This window comes from Monashia sp. HAY1-5C, assembly GCF_056755255.1.
In genome coordinates, this window is record NZ_JBPGXG010000040.1 from 13,875 (window position 1) to 31,346 (window position 17,472).

The 17,472-nt window shown below is 74.7% G+C and carries 14 protein-coding genes; 5 read left to right on the forward strand and 9 right to left on the reverse strand.

Annotated elements, in window-relative coordinates:
* Window positions 1–8: 8 nt before the first annotated feature.
* Window positions 9–1,337, forward strand: a complete 1,329-nt coding sequence (locus ACR9ZK_RS08435) for an ROK family protein (RefSeq protein ID WP_481341447.1) — start codon at window positions 9–11, stop codon at window positions 1,335–1,337.
* A 65-nt stretch (window positions 1,338–1,402) separates the two neighbouring features.
* On the opposite strand, the gene efeB is transcribed toward ACR9ZK_RS08435, so the two are convergent.
* The 3 genes from efeB to efeU are packed head-to-tail and all read right to left on the reverse strand — an operon-like array spanning window position 1,403 to window position 4,798.
* Window positions 1,403–2,761, reverse strand: a complete 1,359-nt coding sequence (gene efeB / locus ACR9ZK_RS08440) for an iron uptake transporter deferrochelatase/peroxidase subunit (protein WP_481341448.1) — start codon at window positions 2,759–2,761, stop codon at window positions 1,403–1,405.
* Window positions 2,758–3,912 carry an iron uptake system protein EfeO gene (gene efeO, locus ACR9ZK_RS08445; RefSeq protein ID WP_481341449.1) on the reverse strand — a complete coding sequence of 385 codons (1,155 nt, stop codon included), beginning with the start codon at window positions 3,910–3,912 and terminating at the stop codon, window positions 2,758–2,760. The genes efeB and efeO overlap by 4 nt, the downstream gene beginning before the upstream one ends.
* A gap of 31 nt (window positions 3,913–3,943) precedes the next feature.
* The gene (gene efeU / locus ACR9ZK_RS08450) at window positions 3,944–4,798 is read right to left on the reverse strand and encodes an iron uptake transporter permease EfeU (RefSeq protein ID WP_481341450.1); all 855 of its coding nucleotides are present in this window, start codon (window positions 4,796–4,798) and stop codon (window positions 3,944–3,946) included.
* Between the two features lie 203 nt (window positions 4,799–5,001).
* Between efeU and ACR9ZK_RS08455 the strand changes: the two genes are divergently transcribed.
* Both ACR9ZK_RS08455 and ACR9ZK_RS08460 read left to right on the forward strand, forming a co-directional pair.
* On the forward strand, window positions 5,002–5,685 hold the full coding sequence (locus ACR9ZK_RS08455; protein WP_481341451.1) for a DUF2461 domain-containing protein: 684 nt from the start codon (window positions 5,002–5,004) through the stop codon (window positions 5,683–5,685).
* An 81-nt stretch (window positions 5,686–5,766) separates the two neighbouring features.
* A complete protein-coding gene (locus tag ACR9ZK_RS08460; protein WP_481341452.1) occupies window positions 5,767–6,957 on the forward strand; it encodes a flavin-containing monooxygenase in 1,191 nt (396 codons plus the stop codon).
* Between the two features lie 22 nt (window positions 6,958–6,979).
* Here ACR9ZK_RS08460 and ACR9ZK_RS08465 read toward each other — a convergent pair whose 3' ends face one another.
* The 4 genes from ACR9ZK_RS08465 to ACR9ZK_RS08480 all read right to left on the reverse strand — a co-directional run bounded on the left by ACR9ZK_RS08465 (window position 6,980) and on the right by ACR9ZK_RS08480 (window position 12,218).
* Window positions 6,980–9,562 carry a CHAT domain-containing protein gene (locus tag ACR9ZK_RS08465; protein ID WP_481341453.1) on the reverse strand — a complete coding sequence of 861 codons (2,583 nt, stop codon included), beginning with the start codon at window positions 9,560–9,562 and terminating at the stop codon, window positions 6,980–6,982.
* A 61-nt stretch (window positions 9,563–9,623) separates the two neighbouring features.
* A complete protein-coding gene (locus ACR9ZK_RS08470) occupies window positions 9,624–10,109 on the reverse strand; it encodes a hypothetical protein (protein WP_481341454.1) in 486 nt (161 codons plus the stop codon).
* A gap of 1 nt (window position 10,110) precedes the next feature.
* Complete coding sequence (locus ACR9ZK_RS08475) at window positions 10,111–10,692, reverse strand: RNA polymerase sigma factor (RefSeq protein WP_481341455.1); 582 nt, start codon at window positions 10,690–10,692, stop codon at window positions 10,111–10,113.
* Window positions 10,689–12,218 carry a S8/S53 family peptidase gene (locus ACR9ZK_RS08480; protein WP_481341456.1) on the reverse strand — a complete coding sequence of 510 codons (1,530 nt, stop codon included), beginning with the start codon at window positions 12,216–12,218 and terminating at the stop codon, window positions 10,689–10,691. The genes ACR9ZK_RS08475 and ACR9ZK_RS08480 overlap by 4 nt, the downstream gene beginning before the upstream one ends.
* Before the next feature lie 455 nt (window positions 12,219–12,673).
* Here ACR9ZK_RS08480 and ACR9ZK_RS08485 point away from each other — a divergent pair, with 455 nt between their 5' ends.
* Window positions 12,674–13,543, forward strand: coding sequence for a peptidoglycan-binding domain-containing protein (locus tag ACR9ZK_RS08485; protein ID WP_481341457.1), 870 nt, complete (start codon window positions 12,674–12,676; stop codon window positions 13,541–13,543).
* 55 nt (window positions 13,544–13,598) lie between these two features.
* Here ACR9ZK_RS08485 and pheA read toward each other — a convergent pair whose 3' ends face one another.
* Window positions 13,599–14,546, reverse strand: a complete 948-nt coding sequence (gene pheA, locus ACR9ZK_RS08490) for a prephenate dehydratase (RefSeq protein ID WP_481341458.1) — start codon at window positions 14,544–14,546, stop codon at window positions 13,599–13,601.
* Window positions 14,543–15,076 (reverse strand): DUF4446 family protein, encoded by a 534-nt coding sequence (locus tag ACR9ZK_RS08495; RefSeq protein WP_481341459.1) that lies wholly within the window; start codon window positions 15,074–15,076, stop codon window positions 14,543–14,545. Before ACR9ZK_RS08495 ends, pheA begins: the two co-directional genes overlap by 4 nt.
* Before the next feature lie 164 nt (window positions 15,077–15,240).
* Here ACR9ZK_RS08495 and ACR9ZK_RS08500 point away from each other — a divergent pair, with 164 nt between their 5' ends.
* Entirely contained in the window at window positions 15,241–17,433 is a 2,193-nt protein-coding gene (locus ACR9ZK_RS08500) for a hypothetical protein (protein ID WP_481341460.1), read from the forward strand.
* The last annotated feature ends 39 nt before the right edge of the window (window positions 17,434–17,472 follow it).

Consider the following 17,472-nt stretch of genomic DNA (forward strand, 5'->3'; position numbering starts at 1 on the left):
GTCAACGGGTGACCACCGGCGCGACGACGGGACAGGGGCCCCTGCGCCCACCGGGCGGGATGGCCGACCGCGTCCGACGCGGCGCCGTCCAGCAGGGCACGCTGCGCGCGCACAACCTGTCCGAGGTGCTGCGCGCCGTCGTCGAGGCCCCCCACCCACCGACGCGCGCCCGCATCGCGACGACGCTCGGCGTGACCCGCGCGACGGCCTCCGACCTCGTCGACCGTCTCATCGAGTCGGGGCTGGTCGTCGAGCTCGAGCAGGAGTCGCTCGGACGGGCCGGGCGGCCGGGCACGCTGCTCGGTCCGGGCACGCACGCCGTGCTCGGCCTGGGCCTCGAGGTGCAGGTCGACCACCTGGCCGTGCGCGCCACCGACCTCACCGGGGCCGCCGTCGCCGAGGCCCACCGCCCCGGTGACTACCGCGCCAGCGACCCGCGACAGGTCGCCCTCCAGCTGGCGCGCCTCGCCGCGCCCATCGTCGAGGGCCTCGACGGCGGGCCGCCCGCGCGCGGCACGGGACCCGTCGCACCGGCCGGGCCGGTGGCCGGCGCGTGCGTCTCCGTGCCGGCCCTGCTCGACCGGGGGCTCGTGCGCCTCGCGCCCAACCTCGGCTGGCGGGACGTCGACCTCGCCGCCCTCCTCGCCGCGGACGACGCCCTCTCCGGCATCGACGTCCGGGTCGGCAACGACGCCGACCTGTCGGCCCGCGCCGAGGTGCACGCCCGCGCCCACCGCGAGGGGACACCACGCTCGGCCCAGTCCTTCCTCTACGTGGCCGGCGAGGTCGGCATCGGTGGGGCGATCGTCGTCGACGGTGAGGTGTCCGCCGGCCGGGGTGGCTGGTCCGGCGAGATCGGGCACGCCGTCATCGACCGGGCGGGACCCCGCTGCGCGTGCGGCGCCACCGGGTGCCTCGAGACCTTCGCCGGCCGCGACGCCATCGCCGACGCCGCCGGCGTGCCGCGTGACGTCCCCGTGGCCGAGCTCGCCGCGGCCGCGTCGACGGGCGCTCGCCGCAACCGCGTCCGCCGCGCCCTCGACACCGCCGCCGAGGCCCTCGGCGTCGCGGTCGCCACCGCCCTCAACCTCGTCGACGTCGAGCACGTGGTCCTCGGCGGGGTGTACGGCGCCCTGTTCGAGCACCTCGAGGCCGGGATCCGCGAGCAGATCGCCGCCCGGGTGCTCGCCGCCCGGTGGACCGAGGTCGCGGTCAGCCGCGCCCTCGCCGGCCCGGACGCCGGCGTCACCGGTGCGGGTCTGCGGGTGCTCGACGACGTCGTGCGCGACCCGTCCCGGTGGATGGCCGCGCCGAGCGCCACGCGCCCCAGGGCGTGACGCGTCCCAGGGCGTGACGCGTCCCAGGGCGTGACGCGTCCCGGGGCTGACGCACCCGGCGGCGCTCAGGCGAAGAGCGTCTGGCCCCAGTGCTGCCCGTCCTCGAGACCGGGCGGGCACGCGAACACGGCCGAGCCGGTGTGCTCGATGTACTCTTTGAGCGCGTCCGCGGCCGCGAGCGCCCGCTGCATCGGGACGAACTGCTTCTGGACGTCGCGGACGAACGCGATGAAGAACAGGCCGGCGTCGAGGTGGCCGACGCCGTCGGTGCCGTCGGTGAAGGTGTAGCCCCGGCGCAGGATGCGGATGCCGCCGAGGTTGCTCCGGTGGGCCAGACGCACGTGCGACGCCACGGGGATCGCGGGGCTGCCGTCGGGGCCTGCGCGCGTGAAGTCGGGCTCGCTGAACTCACCGCTCTGGCCGAGCGGCGCCCCGTCCTTCTTGTCCCGGCCGATCGTGTCCTCCTGGTCCTGGAGGGTCGAGCGGTCCCAGACCTCGATGTGCATCCGGATCCGGCGCGCGACGAGGTAGCTGCCGCCGGCCATCCAGGCTCCACCCGTGCTGGCCGTCCCGGCCTCGTCACCCGGCGCCACCCACACGTGCTCGGCGAGCGCGTCCGTCTCCTCGGCCTTGATGTTGGCGGTGCCGTCCTTGAAGCCGAACAGGTTGCGGGGCGTTGCCTGGGCCGTCGTCGTCGAGGACGTGCGGCCGAACCCGAGCTGGGACCAGCGCACCGAGACGACCCCGAACCCCAGCCGCACGAGGTTGCGCACCGCGTGGACGGCGACCTGCGGGTCGTTCGCGCAGGCCTGGATGCAGAGGTCGCCGCCGGACCGGTTCGGGTCCAGCGCGTCGCCCCGGAACGGTGGCAGCTCGCGCAGCGCGTCCGGCTTGCGGTCGGCGAGACCGAACCGGTCGTCGAACAGCGACGGCCCGTACCCGATGGTGATGGTCAGGCCAGACGCGCCGAGCCCGTAGGCCTCCCCGGTGTCGGCCGGCGGCCGGTACGGGCCGCCGCCGACGAGCCCGCCGGGAGCGGCCTCGGCTCCGGCGGTCATCCGTTCGGCCGCTCTCGTCCACTCCTCGAGCATCCGGGCCAGCTCGTCACGGTCGTCGGTCACCACGTCGAGCGCGACGAAGTGCAGGCGGTCCTGCGCCGGCGTGACGATGCCCGCTTGATGGGCGCCGCGGAAGGGAACCGGGGCGTCGAGGGCCGCGCCCGACGCGCCTGCTCCCGAGGCTCCTGGCGCGCCTGACGCGTCCGACGCGTCGGTGCCGCTCGAGCGTCCCGCGGCCCAGCCGGCTCCCGCCCCGCCCACGGCACCGGCCACGGCCCCGGCGGTCGCGACGCCGGTCGCGCCGAGGACGTGGCGGCGGCTCGGCGTCGGGGGAGGCGACGCAGCCGGTGTCACAGCCGGTGTCACTTCGCCTCCACGACGCCCGGCACCTTCGCGACCTGCTCGCTCAGCGCGTCGAGCGCGACGGTGAGGTCCTTGACCTGGGCGTCGGACAGGGCGGTGTAGCTGACGAACGCACCGTTGGCGCGGTGGCTGTCCAACATCGTGGAAAGGGCGGTGAACTTCTCGTCCAGGGCCTTCTGCAGGGCGGGGTCGCGCTCGGTGATGACCGGGCGGAGCGCCGCGAGGGCCTGCTCGGAGCCCTCGAGGTTGCCGTCGAAGTCCCAGAGGTCGGTGTGGGAGTACCGCTCCTCCTCGCCCGTGACCTTGCCGGTGGCGACCTCGTCGAGCAAGGCCTTGGCCCCGTTCGCGATGGACAGGGCGGTCGGCTCGACGGTCTTGCTCTTGGCGACGATCTGCCTGACGTCGGCGAGCAGCCGGTCGGCGACGGCGCCGGAGTCCTTCTGGAGGCCGTCCTTCCAGAGGTCCTTCTCGAGGCGGTGGTAACCGGTGAAGGCCATGCCCTCGGCGATGACGTCCTCGCGACCGTCGATCCTCGGGTCGAGGTCGCCGAAGCTCTCGGCGACCGGCTCGATGCTCTCCCAGGGGTGGCGGGCCTCGGGGTAGAGGTCCTTGGCCTTCTCGACGTCGCCGGCCTTGACCGCGGCGACGAACGCCGCGGTCCGCGTCTCGAGCTCGTCGGCCTCGCCCGCGACGAACGCCCGGTAGTCCGCGATGGCCGTCCGCACCTTGGCGTCGGCGCTGCCCGCGGTGGCCGTGCCGGTGACGGTGAAGGTGCCGCGGATGCCGTCGCCGACCATGCCGGGCTTGCACGCCGTCGTGAAGGTGCCGGGCTCGGTGATCTCGACCTTGAGCTCCCGCGACAGGCCCGGCGCGATGTTCTCGACCTCGGAGACGATGCGGTCGCCGGCGGCGTAGAGGTAGAACTCGGTGACCTTCGTGCCGCTGTTCGTGATGTCGAAAGTCACCGTGCCCGCTGTCGCGGTCGTCGCGCTCAGCCGGCACGCCGTGTCCGTGGCGGTGACGCTGATGGGCCCCGAACCCGCGGAGGTCGGGCCGGAGCTCCCGCCGCTGGAGCCGGAGCAGGCCGTCAGGGCCAAGGCGGCGACAGCAGCGGGGGCGACGAGCGTCGCAAGGCGCAGGGCAGGGCGAGGCATGGTTCTCCTGTGGAAACGGCGGGCGGATGCGTCAGGCGGCGATGCGCGTCCGGGACGTCTCCGCGGCGGCGGGCTTCGGCGGCGTCGGGACGGGACGCAGGAAGAGGGTGAGCACGACCGCGACGTAGCTGCTCCAGGCGACCGCCTGCAGCCACGTGGTGTTCGGCGAGAAGTTGAAGATGCCCTTGAGCAGGGCGCCGTACCAGCTGTCGGGGCTGATGGCCGCGCTGACGTCGAAGGCGAGGCTGTCGAGGCCGGGGAGGGTGCCCGCCTCCTGGAGGTCGTGCAGGCCGTAGGCGAGGATGCCGGCTGCCACGACGACGAGCAGGATGCCGGTGTAGCGGAAGAACGCGGCGAGGTTGATGCGGACCGCGCCGCGGTAGATGAGCCAGCCGAGGACGACGGCGCCGGCGAGGCCGATGACCCAGCCGAGCAGCGGCAGGCTGTTGCCGCGTCCGGCCGCCTCGGTCGTGGCGTAGAAGAAGACGGCGGTCTCAAGCCCCTCGCGGCCGACGCCGAGGAAGGCGACGAGGGCGACGGCGGCCGGACCGAGGTCGAGGGCCCGGTCGAGGCGGCCCTTGAGCTCGCCGGAGATGGTCCTGGCGGCCGAGCGCATCCAGAAGACCATGCCCGTGACGAAGACGACGGCCAGGATCGAGGCCGACCCGCCGATGAGCTCCTGCTGCCCGAAGGACAGCTGGCTCGTGCCGTAGGTCAGGAGGGCGCCGAGCGCGACCGAGAGGGCCACGGCCACGCCCACTCCGGTCCACACGTGGCGCAGCGCCCACCGGCGGTCCGACTTGACGAGGAACGCGACGAGGATGACGACGACGAGGGCCGCCTCGAGGCCTTCGCGGAGCCCGATGAGCGCGTTGCTGGCGAGCACGGCGTCCTTCTTCCTGGGTGACGTCTGGTCGGGACGGCATCGGTGCTGATTTAGGTCACACCGAAGTGCCGGAATTCAGCAAAGCACAGGTAAGGCTTACCTAACAACCCGGCTCCTCGGTGATGAGACGTGGTTCACGGGACCGCCGTGACGACACGGCCCGTTCATGAGCGCGCCGCCGCCACCGGTGCCAGATTGGGGACATGAGCCCCGCCGCTGAACCCCACCCCTTCACCGGTTTCCCGCCCGACGCCCTCGAGTTCTACGCCGGGCTCGAGGCCGACAACTCACGGACCTACTGGCACGACCACCGGGCCACCTACGAGTCCGCCGTCCGCGGACCGATGCTCGCCCTGCTCGACGCCCTCGAGGACGAGTTCGGCCCGGCCAAGCTCTTCCGCCCCAACCGCGACGTCCGGTTCAGCGCCGACAAGTCGCCGTACAAGACCCACCAGGGCGCGCTCGTCGGCAGCGAGAAGGCCGTCGGCTACTACGTCCAGGTCAGCGCCGACGGCCTGCTGGCCGGCGGCGGGTTCCACTCGCACGGACCCGACCAGACGAAGCGGTTCCGGGCCGCGGTCGACGCCACTGCGTCCGGAGCCGAGCTGGAGAAAATCCTGACGTCCCTGTCGCGCAAGGGTTTCGAGCAGCGCGGGGAGGCGGTGCGCACGACACCCCGCGGTTACCCCGCCGACCACGCGCGCATCGAGATCCTCCGGCTCAAGGAGGTCATGGTGACCCGCGACTACGGCGCCCCCGACTGGCTCGGCACGACACGTGCCCTGACCGAGGTGCGGGCCGCCTGGCGCGCCGTCCGGCCCCTCGTCGAGTGGGTCGGCGAGCACGCCGAGGGCGAGGCCACCGGGCGGCCGGCCCGGCGTCGCTGACGGCGTCGCCCACCGGGGCGAGGGCGCCTCGCCGCGCGCTGTTGCCCCGCCACCGCGGCACGGGGCGGTTACCTTGGGCGCGTGACCCAGCGCAGTGCACGCGTCGACGCGTACGTCATCGGCGGCGGACCCGCCGGCCTCGCCACCGCGGCAGCCCTGCGCCGGCGGGGGTTGCACGGCGTCGTCCTCGAGCGCAGCGACGCCGTCGGCAGCTCGTGGCGCGGGCACTACGACCGGCTCCACCTGCACACGCCGCGCGAGCTGTCCGGCCTGCCCGGGCTGCCGATCCCGCGCGAGATGGGCCGCTGGGTGGCCCGCGACGACGTCGTGCGCTACCTCGAGCAGTACGCGGCGCACCACGAGATCGACGTGCGCACCGGCGTCGAGGTGACCCGCGTCGACCGGGCGCCCGCGCACCCCGGCTGGGGGGACGCGTGGACCTTGACCCTCGGCGACGGCTCGACGCTGACCGCGCCGTACGCCGTCGTCGCGACCGGCTTCAACCACACACCGCGCGAGCCGGACGTGCCCGGCCTCGACGCCTGGCCCGGCGAGGTCGTCCGCGCTCGCGACTACCGCACCGGTGCGGCGTACGCGGGTCGGGACGTGCTCGTCGTCGGCACCGGCAACACCGGCACCGAGATCGCCGTCGACCTGGCCGAGCAGGGTGCCGCCCGGGTCCGGATGGCCGTGCGGACCGTGCCGCACATTCTGCGCCGCAACCGCGGACCGGTCGCCGCGCAGTACACCGGCATCGCGGTCCGGCGCCTGCCGACGGCGCTTGTCGACGCCGTGGCGCCCGTCGTCGAACGGCTCCAGGTGCCCGACCTGTCCGCTCACGGCCTGCCCCGCCCCGACACCGGCCTGCTGACCCGTGTCGAGCGCGACAACGCCATTCCCGTCCAGGACGTCGGCATCATCGACGCGGTGCGCTCCGGGGCGGTCGAGCCGGTCGCGGCGCTCGCGTCGGTCGACGGCGAGGACGTCGTGCTCGCCGACGGCAGACGGCTGCGCCCCGACGTCGTCGTCCTCGCCACCGGCTACACGCAGGGCCTCGCGACGATGCTCGGGCACCTCGGCGTCCTCGACGACCAGGGTCGGCCCGTCGAGCGGGGTGGCCGGACGGCCCGCGGCGCCCGTGGCCTCTGGTACACCGGCTACACCAACCCGATCTCGGGCATGCTGCGCGAGATCGCCATCGACGCCCGCAAGATCGCGCTGGCCATGGCGCTCGCCAAGCGGCGCGAGGCCCGGGCCCTGCGCTCCGCCTGACACGACGGTCGTCGGGGGCCCGTCAAGGGTGGGTGTAGCGACCGCCGAGGTGCAGGAAGGCGGCGGCGATCGGCTCGCCGCCTGCCAGCGCCGACGCGAGCGCCTCGTCGCTCGGCACGCCGCGGGCCAGGGCACGGTGGTGCCGGAGCATCGTGTCCGCAGCGACCTCGTCGGGCACCGGCGACACCGCGGCGACGGCCGACCTGGCCCCGAGACTGAGCACCGCCGCCGCGAGACCGAGCTGCTCCTCTCCCGGCCGGAACGTCGCGGACCCGACCTCGCACGCCGAGAGCACGACGTGCCGGGCCCGGACGCCGGCGGCCTGCAGCTCGTGGGCGAACACCGGGCCGTCGTGCAGGTGCACCGAGGAGAAGAGCGGCGACTGCACCTGGTGGGTCCCGTGCGCGGCCACGTGGACAACGTCGTCGATGCTCATCGCCCGGACGAGCCCGTGCGCCACCGAGGGGTCCGCCACGCTGACCTGCGCGCGGTCGGCCCAGGCCTGCGCCACGGCCGCCGCCTCGCCCGACGCGCGTCGCAACGAGGGGCCGACGCTGACGTGGACGCGCGCGGGGAGAGCGGGCCGCACCGCAGCGGACCCGTCCGCCGGCGCCTCCGCCGGCGCGTCCACCGCCGGCGTGTCGCCGGCCCGACGCGCGAACGACGTCAAGGAGGACGCGACGGTGAACGGCACGCCCGTCAGGGACGGCAGCAGCGACCACGGCAGGGCCGACAGCTCCTCGCAGGTCACGACGACGAGGCCCGTGCGACGCAGCCCCCACGGCCGGACCGCGGCGGCGTCGAGGCGGTCGGCCGCGGCCCGCAGCGACCCCCAGACGGCGGAGGCGAACGGGCCGAGCTCGCGCGTGGCCGCGGTGCGCAGGTCGACCCGGATGCGATGGGCCAGCTCGACGGCCTCGGCCAGCGGCATGAGGTCGCGGACGCGGGCCCGCCCGCCCACCACGCCGACGCCCATGAGCCGCCCCTCGACGGGGAAGAACCAGACGAGGTCCCGGTCGGCGCGGTCGAGGGCCTCGCGCCCCTGCCGCACCCGGACCTCCGTCGCGGTGCCCGTCGGCGACCCGCTGCTCAGCGTCCAGTCCCGGGCGCGGATGTCGCGCTCGAGGCGCCGGACGCGGGCGGTCAGCTCGCCGACCTCGGCCTCGGGAACGTCCCCGCGCAGCAGCGCCTGGGTCGAGCGCAGCTGCTCGGTGAGGGAGGCGAGCACGGCGTCGGCCGGCCGGGCCAGGGAGGGCAGCCGGTCGGTGGCGTTGCGCCATCGGTCGAGCGCCTCGAGCACGGCCGCGCTGCCGCCCCGCAGCGCCAGGGCGAGGTCGAGACGGGCCAGCCGGACGCCGTGGAGCGCCCGGGCGCTGCGCAGGTCGAGGCTCGCGCTGCCCTCCTGCCCCGCAGCCAGGCCCCGTGCCGCCCGGCCGAGGACGCGCCGGGCGAGGACCGGTTCTCCGGAGGCGAGATGCAGGCTGGCCTGCGCCGCAGCCCGGTCGAGCTCGCCGCTCAGCGACGCTCCGGGGCCGGCGACCCGCTCGAGGCTGGCGCGGGCCGCGTCGACGCGTCCGGCGAGCAGGTGCGCGTCGGTCGCCGCCAGGAGCGCGGAGTCGGCCAGATCGGTGTCGCCGAGCCGCCCGGCCGTGGCCGCGACGTCGTCGGCGGCCGCGAGCAGCGGCGCGAGAGCCGACACCGCGACCGGGGCGCGGCGCAGCCGGTCCAGCTCGGCGTGGACGAGTGCGAGCCGGGCCTTGGCCGCCCAGCCGACGGCGCCCACCCGGTCGAAGCCGGCGACCGCACGCTCCGCGGCCGCCCGGGCGCGACCGAGGTCGCCGGCGAGCCGGTGCGCCCGGGCCAGCCCGAGCTGTAGCTCGGCAGCGACCTGGTCCTGCTGGGCGTCGGGCGACCCGGCCGCCGCCTCGAGCACCTCGACCGTCTCGTCGATGAGCCCGGCCTCGAGGAGGACGTGCGCCCGGTCGAGGCGGGCGGGCAGCAGCGACACGTCGGGAGCGTCCACCACGGCGGCGGCCATCGTCGCGAGCGCCCGGGGGACGTCACCGAGGAGGTAGGCGGCATAGCCCTCGTTGTGGGCGGCCATGAACTCCAGCTGCGGGAAGCCGCCGTCACGGGCCGCGCGGGCGGCACCGGCGAAGGCCTCGAGGGCGACCGCCGGCTCGGACATCTCGAAGGCGAGCATGCCCCGGCTCAGCAGGACCGAGCACTGCTCCCTCGCGGAGAACGCGTCGAGGTGGCGCAGCGCGCCCTCGAGCCCCGCGCGCGCGCCGGCGAGGTCGCCGACGCGTCCGGCAACGTTGGCGCGCTGGTAGTCCAGCCGGGCCCGCAGCCCGGCGTCGCCGAGGGCCTCGACGATCCGCTCGGCCTCGGCGAAGCGCACCTCGGCGGCACGGACGCCCTCGAGGAGGAACTGGCTCAGGCCGAGGGTGATGAGCGTCTTGGCCCGGAGCGTCTGGGCGATGCCGTCCCGGGTCGCGGCGTCGACCTCGTCGAGCCGGCGCAGGGCGTCCACGAGCACGGAGACGGCCCGTTCGGGCCGGCCGGCTCCGTTCTCGACCGCGGCCTGCTCGCGCAGGGCCTCCACCTCGTCCAGCGTGCGCCGTGCGCTGATCGTCGGCCGCCTCCCTGCGCAGCCGGGATCACCGTCACACCTGGATCGTGGGCGTGATGACCGGTCGCGCGCTCTCGTCGTCGGGGTCGACCCGGATCACGAAGTGGATCGGGCCATGCGGTAGATCATCCAGAACGAAGCGGCCGTTCGCATCGGTATCGACCAGACTGCTGCCTTCTGTCGTCACGGCCTCGACCGTGGCGCCGGGCGTCGTGACGTAGCCGTCGACCCGGACCCGGCCCTCGAGGTCGCTCGCGTTGACGGTGACCATGAGGCTGACGGCCGCGGCGTTGAAGGTCACCGACTCGGTCGGCGTCGGCTCGACCTTCGTGCCGCGGGTCGCGAGCAGGGCCGAGTCCGTGAGCTCGGCCACCTCCGCGTGCAGCGCCTGCACGGTGAGCTCGAACTTGATCCGCTCGGTGAGGTCGGACGGTACGGGGTCGGCGTGCGCGAACAGCTCACGCAGCTGGCGCAGCGTGGCCACGTCGAGGTCGTCTATGGCGTCCTTGTGCGAGCTCATGTCACACCGCCCATCCGGGATCGGAGCCGAGGACGGTCCTCAGCTTCTGGAGGCATCGGCCGCGGGTCGGGCCGATGCTGCCGACGGGCATCCCGAGCGACTCGGCGATGGCCGCGTAGTCGGGACGGTCGGCGAACGCGATGACGCGCAGCAGCTCCTGGCACCGCGGAGGGAGGGTCGAGACGTGCTTCCACAGCACGCCCTGACGCTCGCTCAGCACCGCCTGCGCCTCCGGGTCGAGGGCCTGGGCCGGGGCCTCGGGCACCTCCTCGACGCCGATCTCGCGACGCGAGCCGCGCGCCAGGCGCCACACCTCGCGCTTGACGACGACGACGAGCCAGCCGAGCACGGCGGCCGGCTCGTTGATCGTCTCGGCGCGGTCGACGAGCTGCAGGAACGCCGTCTGGACGGCGTCCTCGCACGTCGTCGGGTTGGCGCCCTGCGAGCGGGCCGCGTTCCACAGCACCGGCGTGACGAGGTCGACGAGCTCGGACAGGCGCTCGCGCTCGCCGGCGAGGTAGGCGGCGAAGGCCTTGCCGGCCAGGGTGCCCAGGCCGTCGGACGCCGTGGGTGCGGGTGTCATGGCGTTGCTCCCTTCGTCGTGCAGCGACGCAGCGCCCGCAGCGCCCGCTTGCGCATGACGGCGGGGGCGACGTCGGCGACGTCCTTCTCGGTGGCGATCGCGGCGGCGACCTCGGCGGCGAAGACCGGCGTCGCGAACGACGTGCCGCTCCAGACGCCGAAGCCGCCCGTGTAGTCGTCGGGGTCGACGGTGCAGCGCACCGGGCCGTCCCCCTCTGCCTTCGTCGACGGCTGGCCCATCCCGTTCGTCAGCGGCAGCGTGCTGACGACGGACACGCCGGGCCGGACCGCCGTGATGACCGGGAGCGTGTTGGAGAACAGCGCGACGCTCGACCCGTCCGGGTTGTTGGCCCCCACGCTCGACACCGGCGGCAGCGCCCGCGCGGTGATCCGCGGTGGCAGCGACGCGGCGAGCGCCGCCGGCACGAACGGCGCGCTGACGCCGTCGTTACCCGCGCCCGCGACGACGGCGACGCCGGCCTCGGCGAAGCGGTCGAGCAGGTCGGCCACGGGGCCGGAGGTGTAGGTGCGGTCCTCGGCGTAGTAGCCGAGCGACAGCGACAGCACGTCGATGCAGTCGGCGGGGTGGTCGGTGGTCTGCCCGTGGACGTGCCGGTCGAGCAGCGCCTCCAGCACGTCGAGGATGTCGGCCTCGTCGACCATGCCGTCCTCGCCCATGACGGGGATCGACAGGATCGTCGCCTCGGGACAGCCCTGGCGCAGCAGGCCGGCGATGAACGTGGCGTGGCCGTGCAGGAGGCCGACCGGCTCCTGCGGCTTCGGCGCGTCGCTGAGGCCCTCTGCGGGAGCGGGCGCGGCGTCCTCCGGCGGCCCCGCGGGGACGAGGCGGCCGTTCTCGTACCTCAGGCGCACGATGGTGCGCTCGTCCTTGAACCACGGGTGCTTCGCGACGGCCGTGTCGGGCACGGCCACGACGGGACGCCGCGGCAGGTCGCGGGCGCGCAGGGCCGGGTCGGGCAGGGCCAGGCTGACCGGCATCCGCCCGCCGCGGCCGGGGACCGCGTACTCCTGGAGCGCCGAGCTGACGCCACCCCAGTAGCCGACGCCACCCCAGTAGCCGTCGGCCGGGCGCAGGACGTGCTCGAGGCTGAGCCGGTCCGCGATGGGGTCACCGTCGGCCCGCAGCTGCTGCAGGACGTTCCAGGCGTCGACGGTGTCGATGGAGCGGCGCGGGCGCAGCGTGACGCTCGTGCCCCAGTCGCTCGACGCGTCGAGGTCGCGGGTGCCGCCGCCGGCGCGCGGCGTCTCGACGTAGTCGAGGTCGAGCCGGTCGAGCGACTGGGCGAGGTCACCGAGCCCGCGGGTGCCGCCCGGCTCGTTGCGCACGAGCAGCCGGTCGGACAGGTAGAGCGCCGGGTCGGGCGCCTGCCCGTCGGTCCGGCGCATCGCGGTGGCCGGGTCGAGGACGCGGACGGGGGGCCGGACGGGACGGGGCGTCGCGTCCTGGCCCTCCTGGCCGGGTTGGCCGGGCTGACCGGGGCGACCGGGCTGACCGGGCTCTGCCATGTAGTGCCTCCTGAGGGGTGAGCTCTGCAGCCGAGCAGGAATGCGCCGCGGCCCTGGCCCCGACGCTCTCACCGGAATGGTGGCGTACGGGGCCGAACTGATACATCGACGCGTCGAGAACTCGCCGACATTTTCCGCGGCGGGACGTATCAGGAGGGCGGTCGCCGGCTCTGTGCTGTCGGGGGACCCACTCGGGGACCTGGTCATCGAGCCGTCACGGGGGCCGCGGAGGGGCGGCTGGCTCGATGACCTCAGGGTCGGGCGCACTGGGGTCGCCCGGACCCGTGGGGCGCCGGCGGGCAGCGGCCGGCGCCCCCTCCTCACGTCCGGCCCCTCTGCCAGGTGTCCGTTTCGTCACGAAACGCCGTGTCGTGCCGGTGGGGCGGCGCACGGCACCGCATACTCGGACCGCGGCCCGGCGAGGGCGGGCCGACTCGGCAACCAGGGGTACCCGAATGACACCGCAGCACCGCACCCGTCCGACCAGCCCGGACGGCGTCACCGGCCCGTCCGGGCGCACGACCACCGACGCGACCACCGACGCGCGCGCTCTGCGGGCAGCCGGCGCCTCGTCCGCAGCGGTTGGGGTCCGCCGCTGGGCGCCGCTGCTGGCGGCCGTGCTGCTCGCGCCCGTCCTGGCGGGGTGCGGACCGGGCGCGGGCGCGGCCACGCCGTCCGCGTCGCTCACCGCGTCGGTCGAGAGCCCGAGCGACCCGACACCGACCGAGTCGGCGACCGAGACGACGCCCGCGGTGATCCCCACGGTGACGGCTGCGCCGCTGACCCCGACGCGTCCGACGCCCACGTCTGTGGCCACGACGACCGCCGGCCCCGACGCCGGCCCGGACGCCGGCTCGACGGCGGGCAGCTGCACCCGGACGCTCGACACCTATCCGACGCTCGAGCCCGGCGCCACGGGCCCGGCGGTCAGTGCGCTCCAGTGCTTCCTCGACGACGCCGACTTCGGGCCGGTCCGGGTCGACGGCCGCTACGGTGCCGCGACGAGGGCCGCGGTCGCGCGGGTCGAGTCCACCCTCGAGGCCCCGGTCTCGCACCCGGGCCGCGTCGACAACAGCATGTGGGTCATCGTCATCAGCCGGTCCCTCGGGGACCGCACCCTGAAGCCCGGCGCGAAGGGTGCCGACGTGACGACGCTCCAGCGGGCCCTCCGCGCGGCCGGCGCCACGCTCGCCGTCGACGGCGTCTTCGGCCCCGGCACGACGAAGGCGGTCGAGACCCTCCAGGCCGCCAACCGCATCGGCGTCGACGGGATCGTCGGTGACGAGACGCTGTTCCTCCTCAAGAGCGGCGCGACGATCGGCTGAGCCGGACCGCGCGTCGCGGGCCCGGCCGGCTCGCCGTGCCCTGCCGACCGGGCGGTCAGGCGCGCAGGTCGCGGAGCCAGGCCCGGGCCGCCCGGAAGTCCTCGTCCGTCGTTCCCGGACGCGTCCCGGGCAGGCCGCCGTCGGCCCGCGGGTACGAGCCGAGGAAGCGCACCTCGGCGCACACCCGGCGCAGCCCCATGAGCGTCTCGCCGACCCGCTCGTCGAGGACATGGCCCTCGACGTCGATGGAGAAGCAGTACGAGCCCATGGCCTCGCCCGTCGGACGTGACTCCAGCCGCGTCATGTTGACCCCGCGCACGGCGAACTGCTCGAGCAGCTCGAGCAGGCCGCCGGCGTGGTCCTCCTTCTGGAAGAGGACGACCGTGGTCTTGTCCGCACCGGTCGGCGCCGGCAGGGTGCCCGGCCGCGACACGAGGACGAAGCGCGTCACCGCGGCCTTGTTGTCGCCGATGTCCTCGGCGAGGACCTCGAGCCCCTCGTTGCTCGCGGCGACCGGCGCGCAGACGCCGGCGTCGAACATCACCTCGCCGGGCGCCCCGAGCGCAGTGGCGCTGGCCGCCGTCGACAGCGTCGGCACGTAGGCGGCGTCCGGCAGGTGGGCGCCCATCCACGAGCGCACCTGCGCCCACGCGTGCGAATGGGTGCCGACGGCCTTGACGTCGCCGAGGGCCGTGCCCGGTCGGGCGCAGAGGACGAAGGTGATCGGCACGAGCACCTCGCCGATGACGACGAGCGGGTCACCCGTGGCGAGGGCGTCGAGCGTCGCCGAGACACCGCCCTCGACGGAGTTCTCGATCGGCACCATGGCGGCGTCGATGTCGCCGGCCCGCAGCGCCGCGAGGGCCGCGTCGACCGACCCGAACGGCACGTGCTCGCGGCCCTCGGCGGCGTCCCACGCGTCGAGCGCCATCTGCGTGAAGGTGCCGCGCGGACCGAGGTAGCCGAAGCGGTGCAGCTCGTCGGGGGTGCGTGGAGGGGTCACGAGGCGTCCTTCGTACGGGCTGGTGTCGGGGCGCCGGAATCGGTGCCCGGGTCGCCGCTGGTCGCCGACGCGAGGGCCTGCTGCTCCTCGGGCGTCAGCGTGATGCTCGAGCGGCCGCCGACGATGCCCTTGGCGTACGTCCGGGACTCGCTGCGGGCATGGATCGAGCTGAGGACGATGCCGTCGCCCTCGTCGTCGACGATGGCGGCGGAGAACGACAGGCGGCCACCCATGTCGCCGAACGCGTCGTAGCGCACGACGGCCACGTTGCGCAGGCTCTGGCGGACGTCCGCCTCGGCCGCGGCGACGTCGGCGCGCACCCGGGTCAGGTCGGCGGTCAGGCGCTCGATGCGTCGGTTCTGGTCGGCCGCGAGGCGGGCGATGTCGGTGCGGGCGCCGTCGGCACCGAGCACGGCGAAGTCGGCGCGGACGCGGCGGAGCCGCGCATGCGCGAGGACGGCGAGGACGAGCGCGAGCAGCGCGACGCCCGCGGCGGCGAGGGCCACGGCCGTGAGCGTCGTGTCGTCCACGAGGCGCAAGGGTAGTCCCGGGACCCGTGGGACGGCCGCCGGTTCCAGCCCGTGAGTCAGCCCGTGAGCCGCCCTGACGCAGCCTGGTCCCGCCGGGTCCAGCCGGTGATCCAGCCGGTGATCGGCGACGCCCGCGTGCGGAGCCGGTTTGTAGTCTGTCCTGCGTGATCCGCCGCCACCCCGTCAAGACGCTCGTCGTCGCGCTCCTTGCCGTGGTGGCCGTCCTGACCCTCGCCTACGTCGGGCGCGGCGAGGTGCCGGTGCCGCCGACGACGACGCCGAAGCCGGGCGACTCGCTCGTCGTCGTCGGGATCGGCGGCCTGTCCTGGGACGACGTCAGCCCGGAGAAGACGCCGACGCTGTGGGGACTGCTGCGCGACGGGTCGGCCGCGTCCGTGTCGGTCAAGACGCTGCGGCTGACGACGTGCCCCGTCGACGGCTGGTCGACGGTCGGGGCGGGAGAGTCGGCGGGCCCGGCGTCCGACTCGGACCGCCCGGAGTGCGGGCCGCTGCCCGCGGTCGCCGGTGACGCCACGGCGGGTTTCCGCGTCATGGGGTTCGACGCCCTCGCCGAGAGCTCCAGCCGGTCGGAGTTCCGTGCGCACCTCGGTCTGCTCGGTGACAGCTTCGCCAAGGGCAACACGTGCATCCAGGCGGTCGGCCCCGGCGCCGGCCTTGCCGCGGCGACGAGCGACGGCAAGGTCGGCAAGTACGCCGAGTTCTCCGTCACCACGCTGGTGTCCGACCTCGCGCAGTGCCCGGTCTCGATCGTCGACGTCGGCTCGCTCGATGCCACCGACCCGAACCCGGCGCGCCAGGTCGAGCGGGTCAACGTCCTCGAGCGGCGCCTCGACCAGGTCGTCGACGCCATGCCCAACGGTGCCGACCTCGTCGTCGTGAGCCTGTCCGACCGCGACCGGGCCGAGCGCCTGCGGCTGCTCACGGCGACCGGGCCGCACTACGGGCCGGGCCTGCTCGCGTCGGCCTCGACCCGGAGCACCGGCGTCGCGCAGCTGTCCGACGTCACCGCGACGATCCTGCAACGCGGCGGCGTCACGCCGGTGACCGGCATCGGGGGCCGGGCGCTGTCGGTCGTGCCGTCGGCGAACAACAGCGAGTCCACGGCCGCGACGAAGCTGACCGTGCTGACCGACATCGACACCAAGGCCGACGCGATGCACCGCATCGTCGCGCCGTTCCTGCTCATCTGGCTCTCGGCGATGACCCTCGCGCTGCTGTCCCTCTGGTGGATGGTGCGCCGGGCCCGGCCGTGGAACCAGCGCCTGACGCGTCAGCGGGGGCTGCGCCTGGTCCGCCTCGTCGGCATCGTCGGTGCGGCGATGCCCGCCGCGACCTTCCTGGCCAACCTCGTGCCGTGGTGGCGGTGGTCGGACAACACCGTCGTCCTGACCACCATGCTGCTCGGGCTCGTCCTGCTCATGAGCGCGGCACTTGCGTTCGTCTCGCTCAACGGGCCGTGGAGCTCGTCGGCGCTCGGGCCGCTGGCGGCGATGTCGGCGCTGACCGCGGCGGTCATCGGCATCGACCTCATCACCGGCTCACACCTGCAGATCTCCTCGATCTTCGGGCTCCAGCCCCTGGTCGGCGGCCGCTTCTACGGCATGGGCAACGTCGCGTTCGCCCTCTACGCCTCGGCGGTGCTCCTCCTGTGCGCCGCCATGGCGCACGCGCTCGTGCGGCGTCAGGCCCCGCGGCTCGCGGTCTTCGCCGTCGTCGTCATCGGCGGTGCCGCCCTCGCCGTCGACGTGCTGCCGGCCTGGGGCGCCGACTTCGGTGGTCCCATCGCCCTCGTGCCCGCGCTCGGCTTCCTGCTCATGGGCGTCATGGGCCGGCGCACCTCGGTGCGCAACGTCGTGCTCGTCCTCGTGGCCGCCGGGATCGTCGTCGGCGGCGTCTCCTACCTCGACTGGCGGCGGCCGGAGTCCGAGCGCTCGCACCCGGGCCGGTTCCTGCAGACCGTCATCGACGGCGGTGCCTGGGACGTCATGTCGCGCAAGCTGTGGGCCAACATCGACCTCGCCGTCCACCTGCCGGTGCTGCTCGTCCTCGTCGTCGCGGTCCTCGCCGTCGGTGTCTTCGTCGTCGCACGCCCGGGAACCCTCGGCAGCGAGCCGCTGCGGCGCCTGCTCGACGAGGCCCCGCAGCTGCACCGCGGGCTCTGGTCCATCGTCGTCATGGCCGTCATCGGCTTCCTCACCAACGACTCCGGCGCCGCCATCCCCCCGGTCGCGGCGATCTTCACCGTGCCGCTCGTCGTCTCCGCAGTCATGCACTTCCTGTCGATCGAGGCGCGCAAAGCCCCGGTCCGCCGTCGCCGCGACCGCCACCACCTCTGACCCTGTCTCTTATACACATCTGACGCTGCCGACGACGGA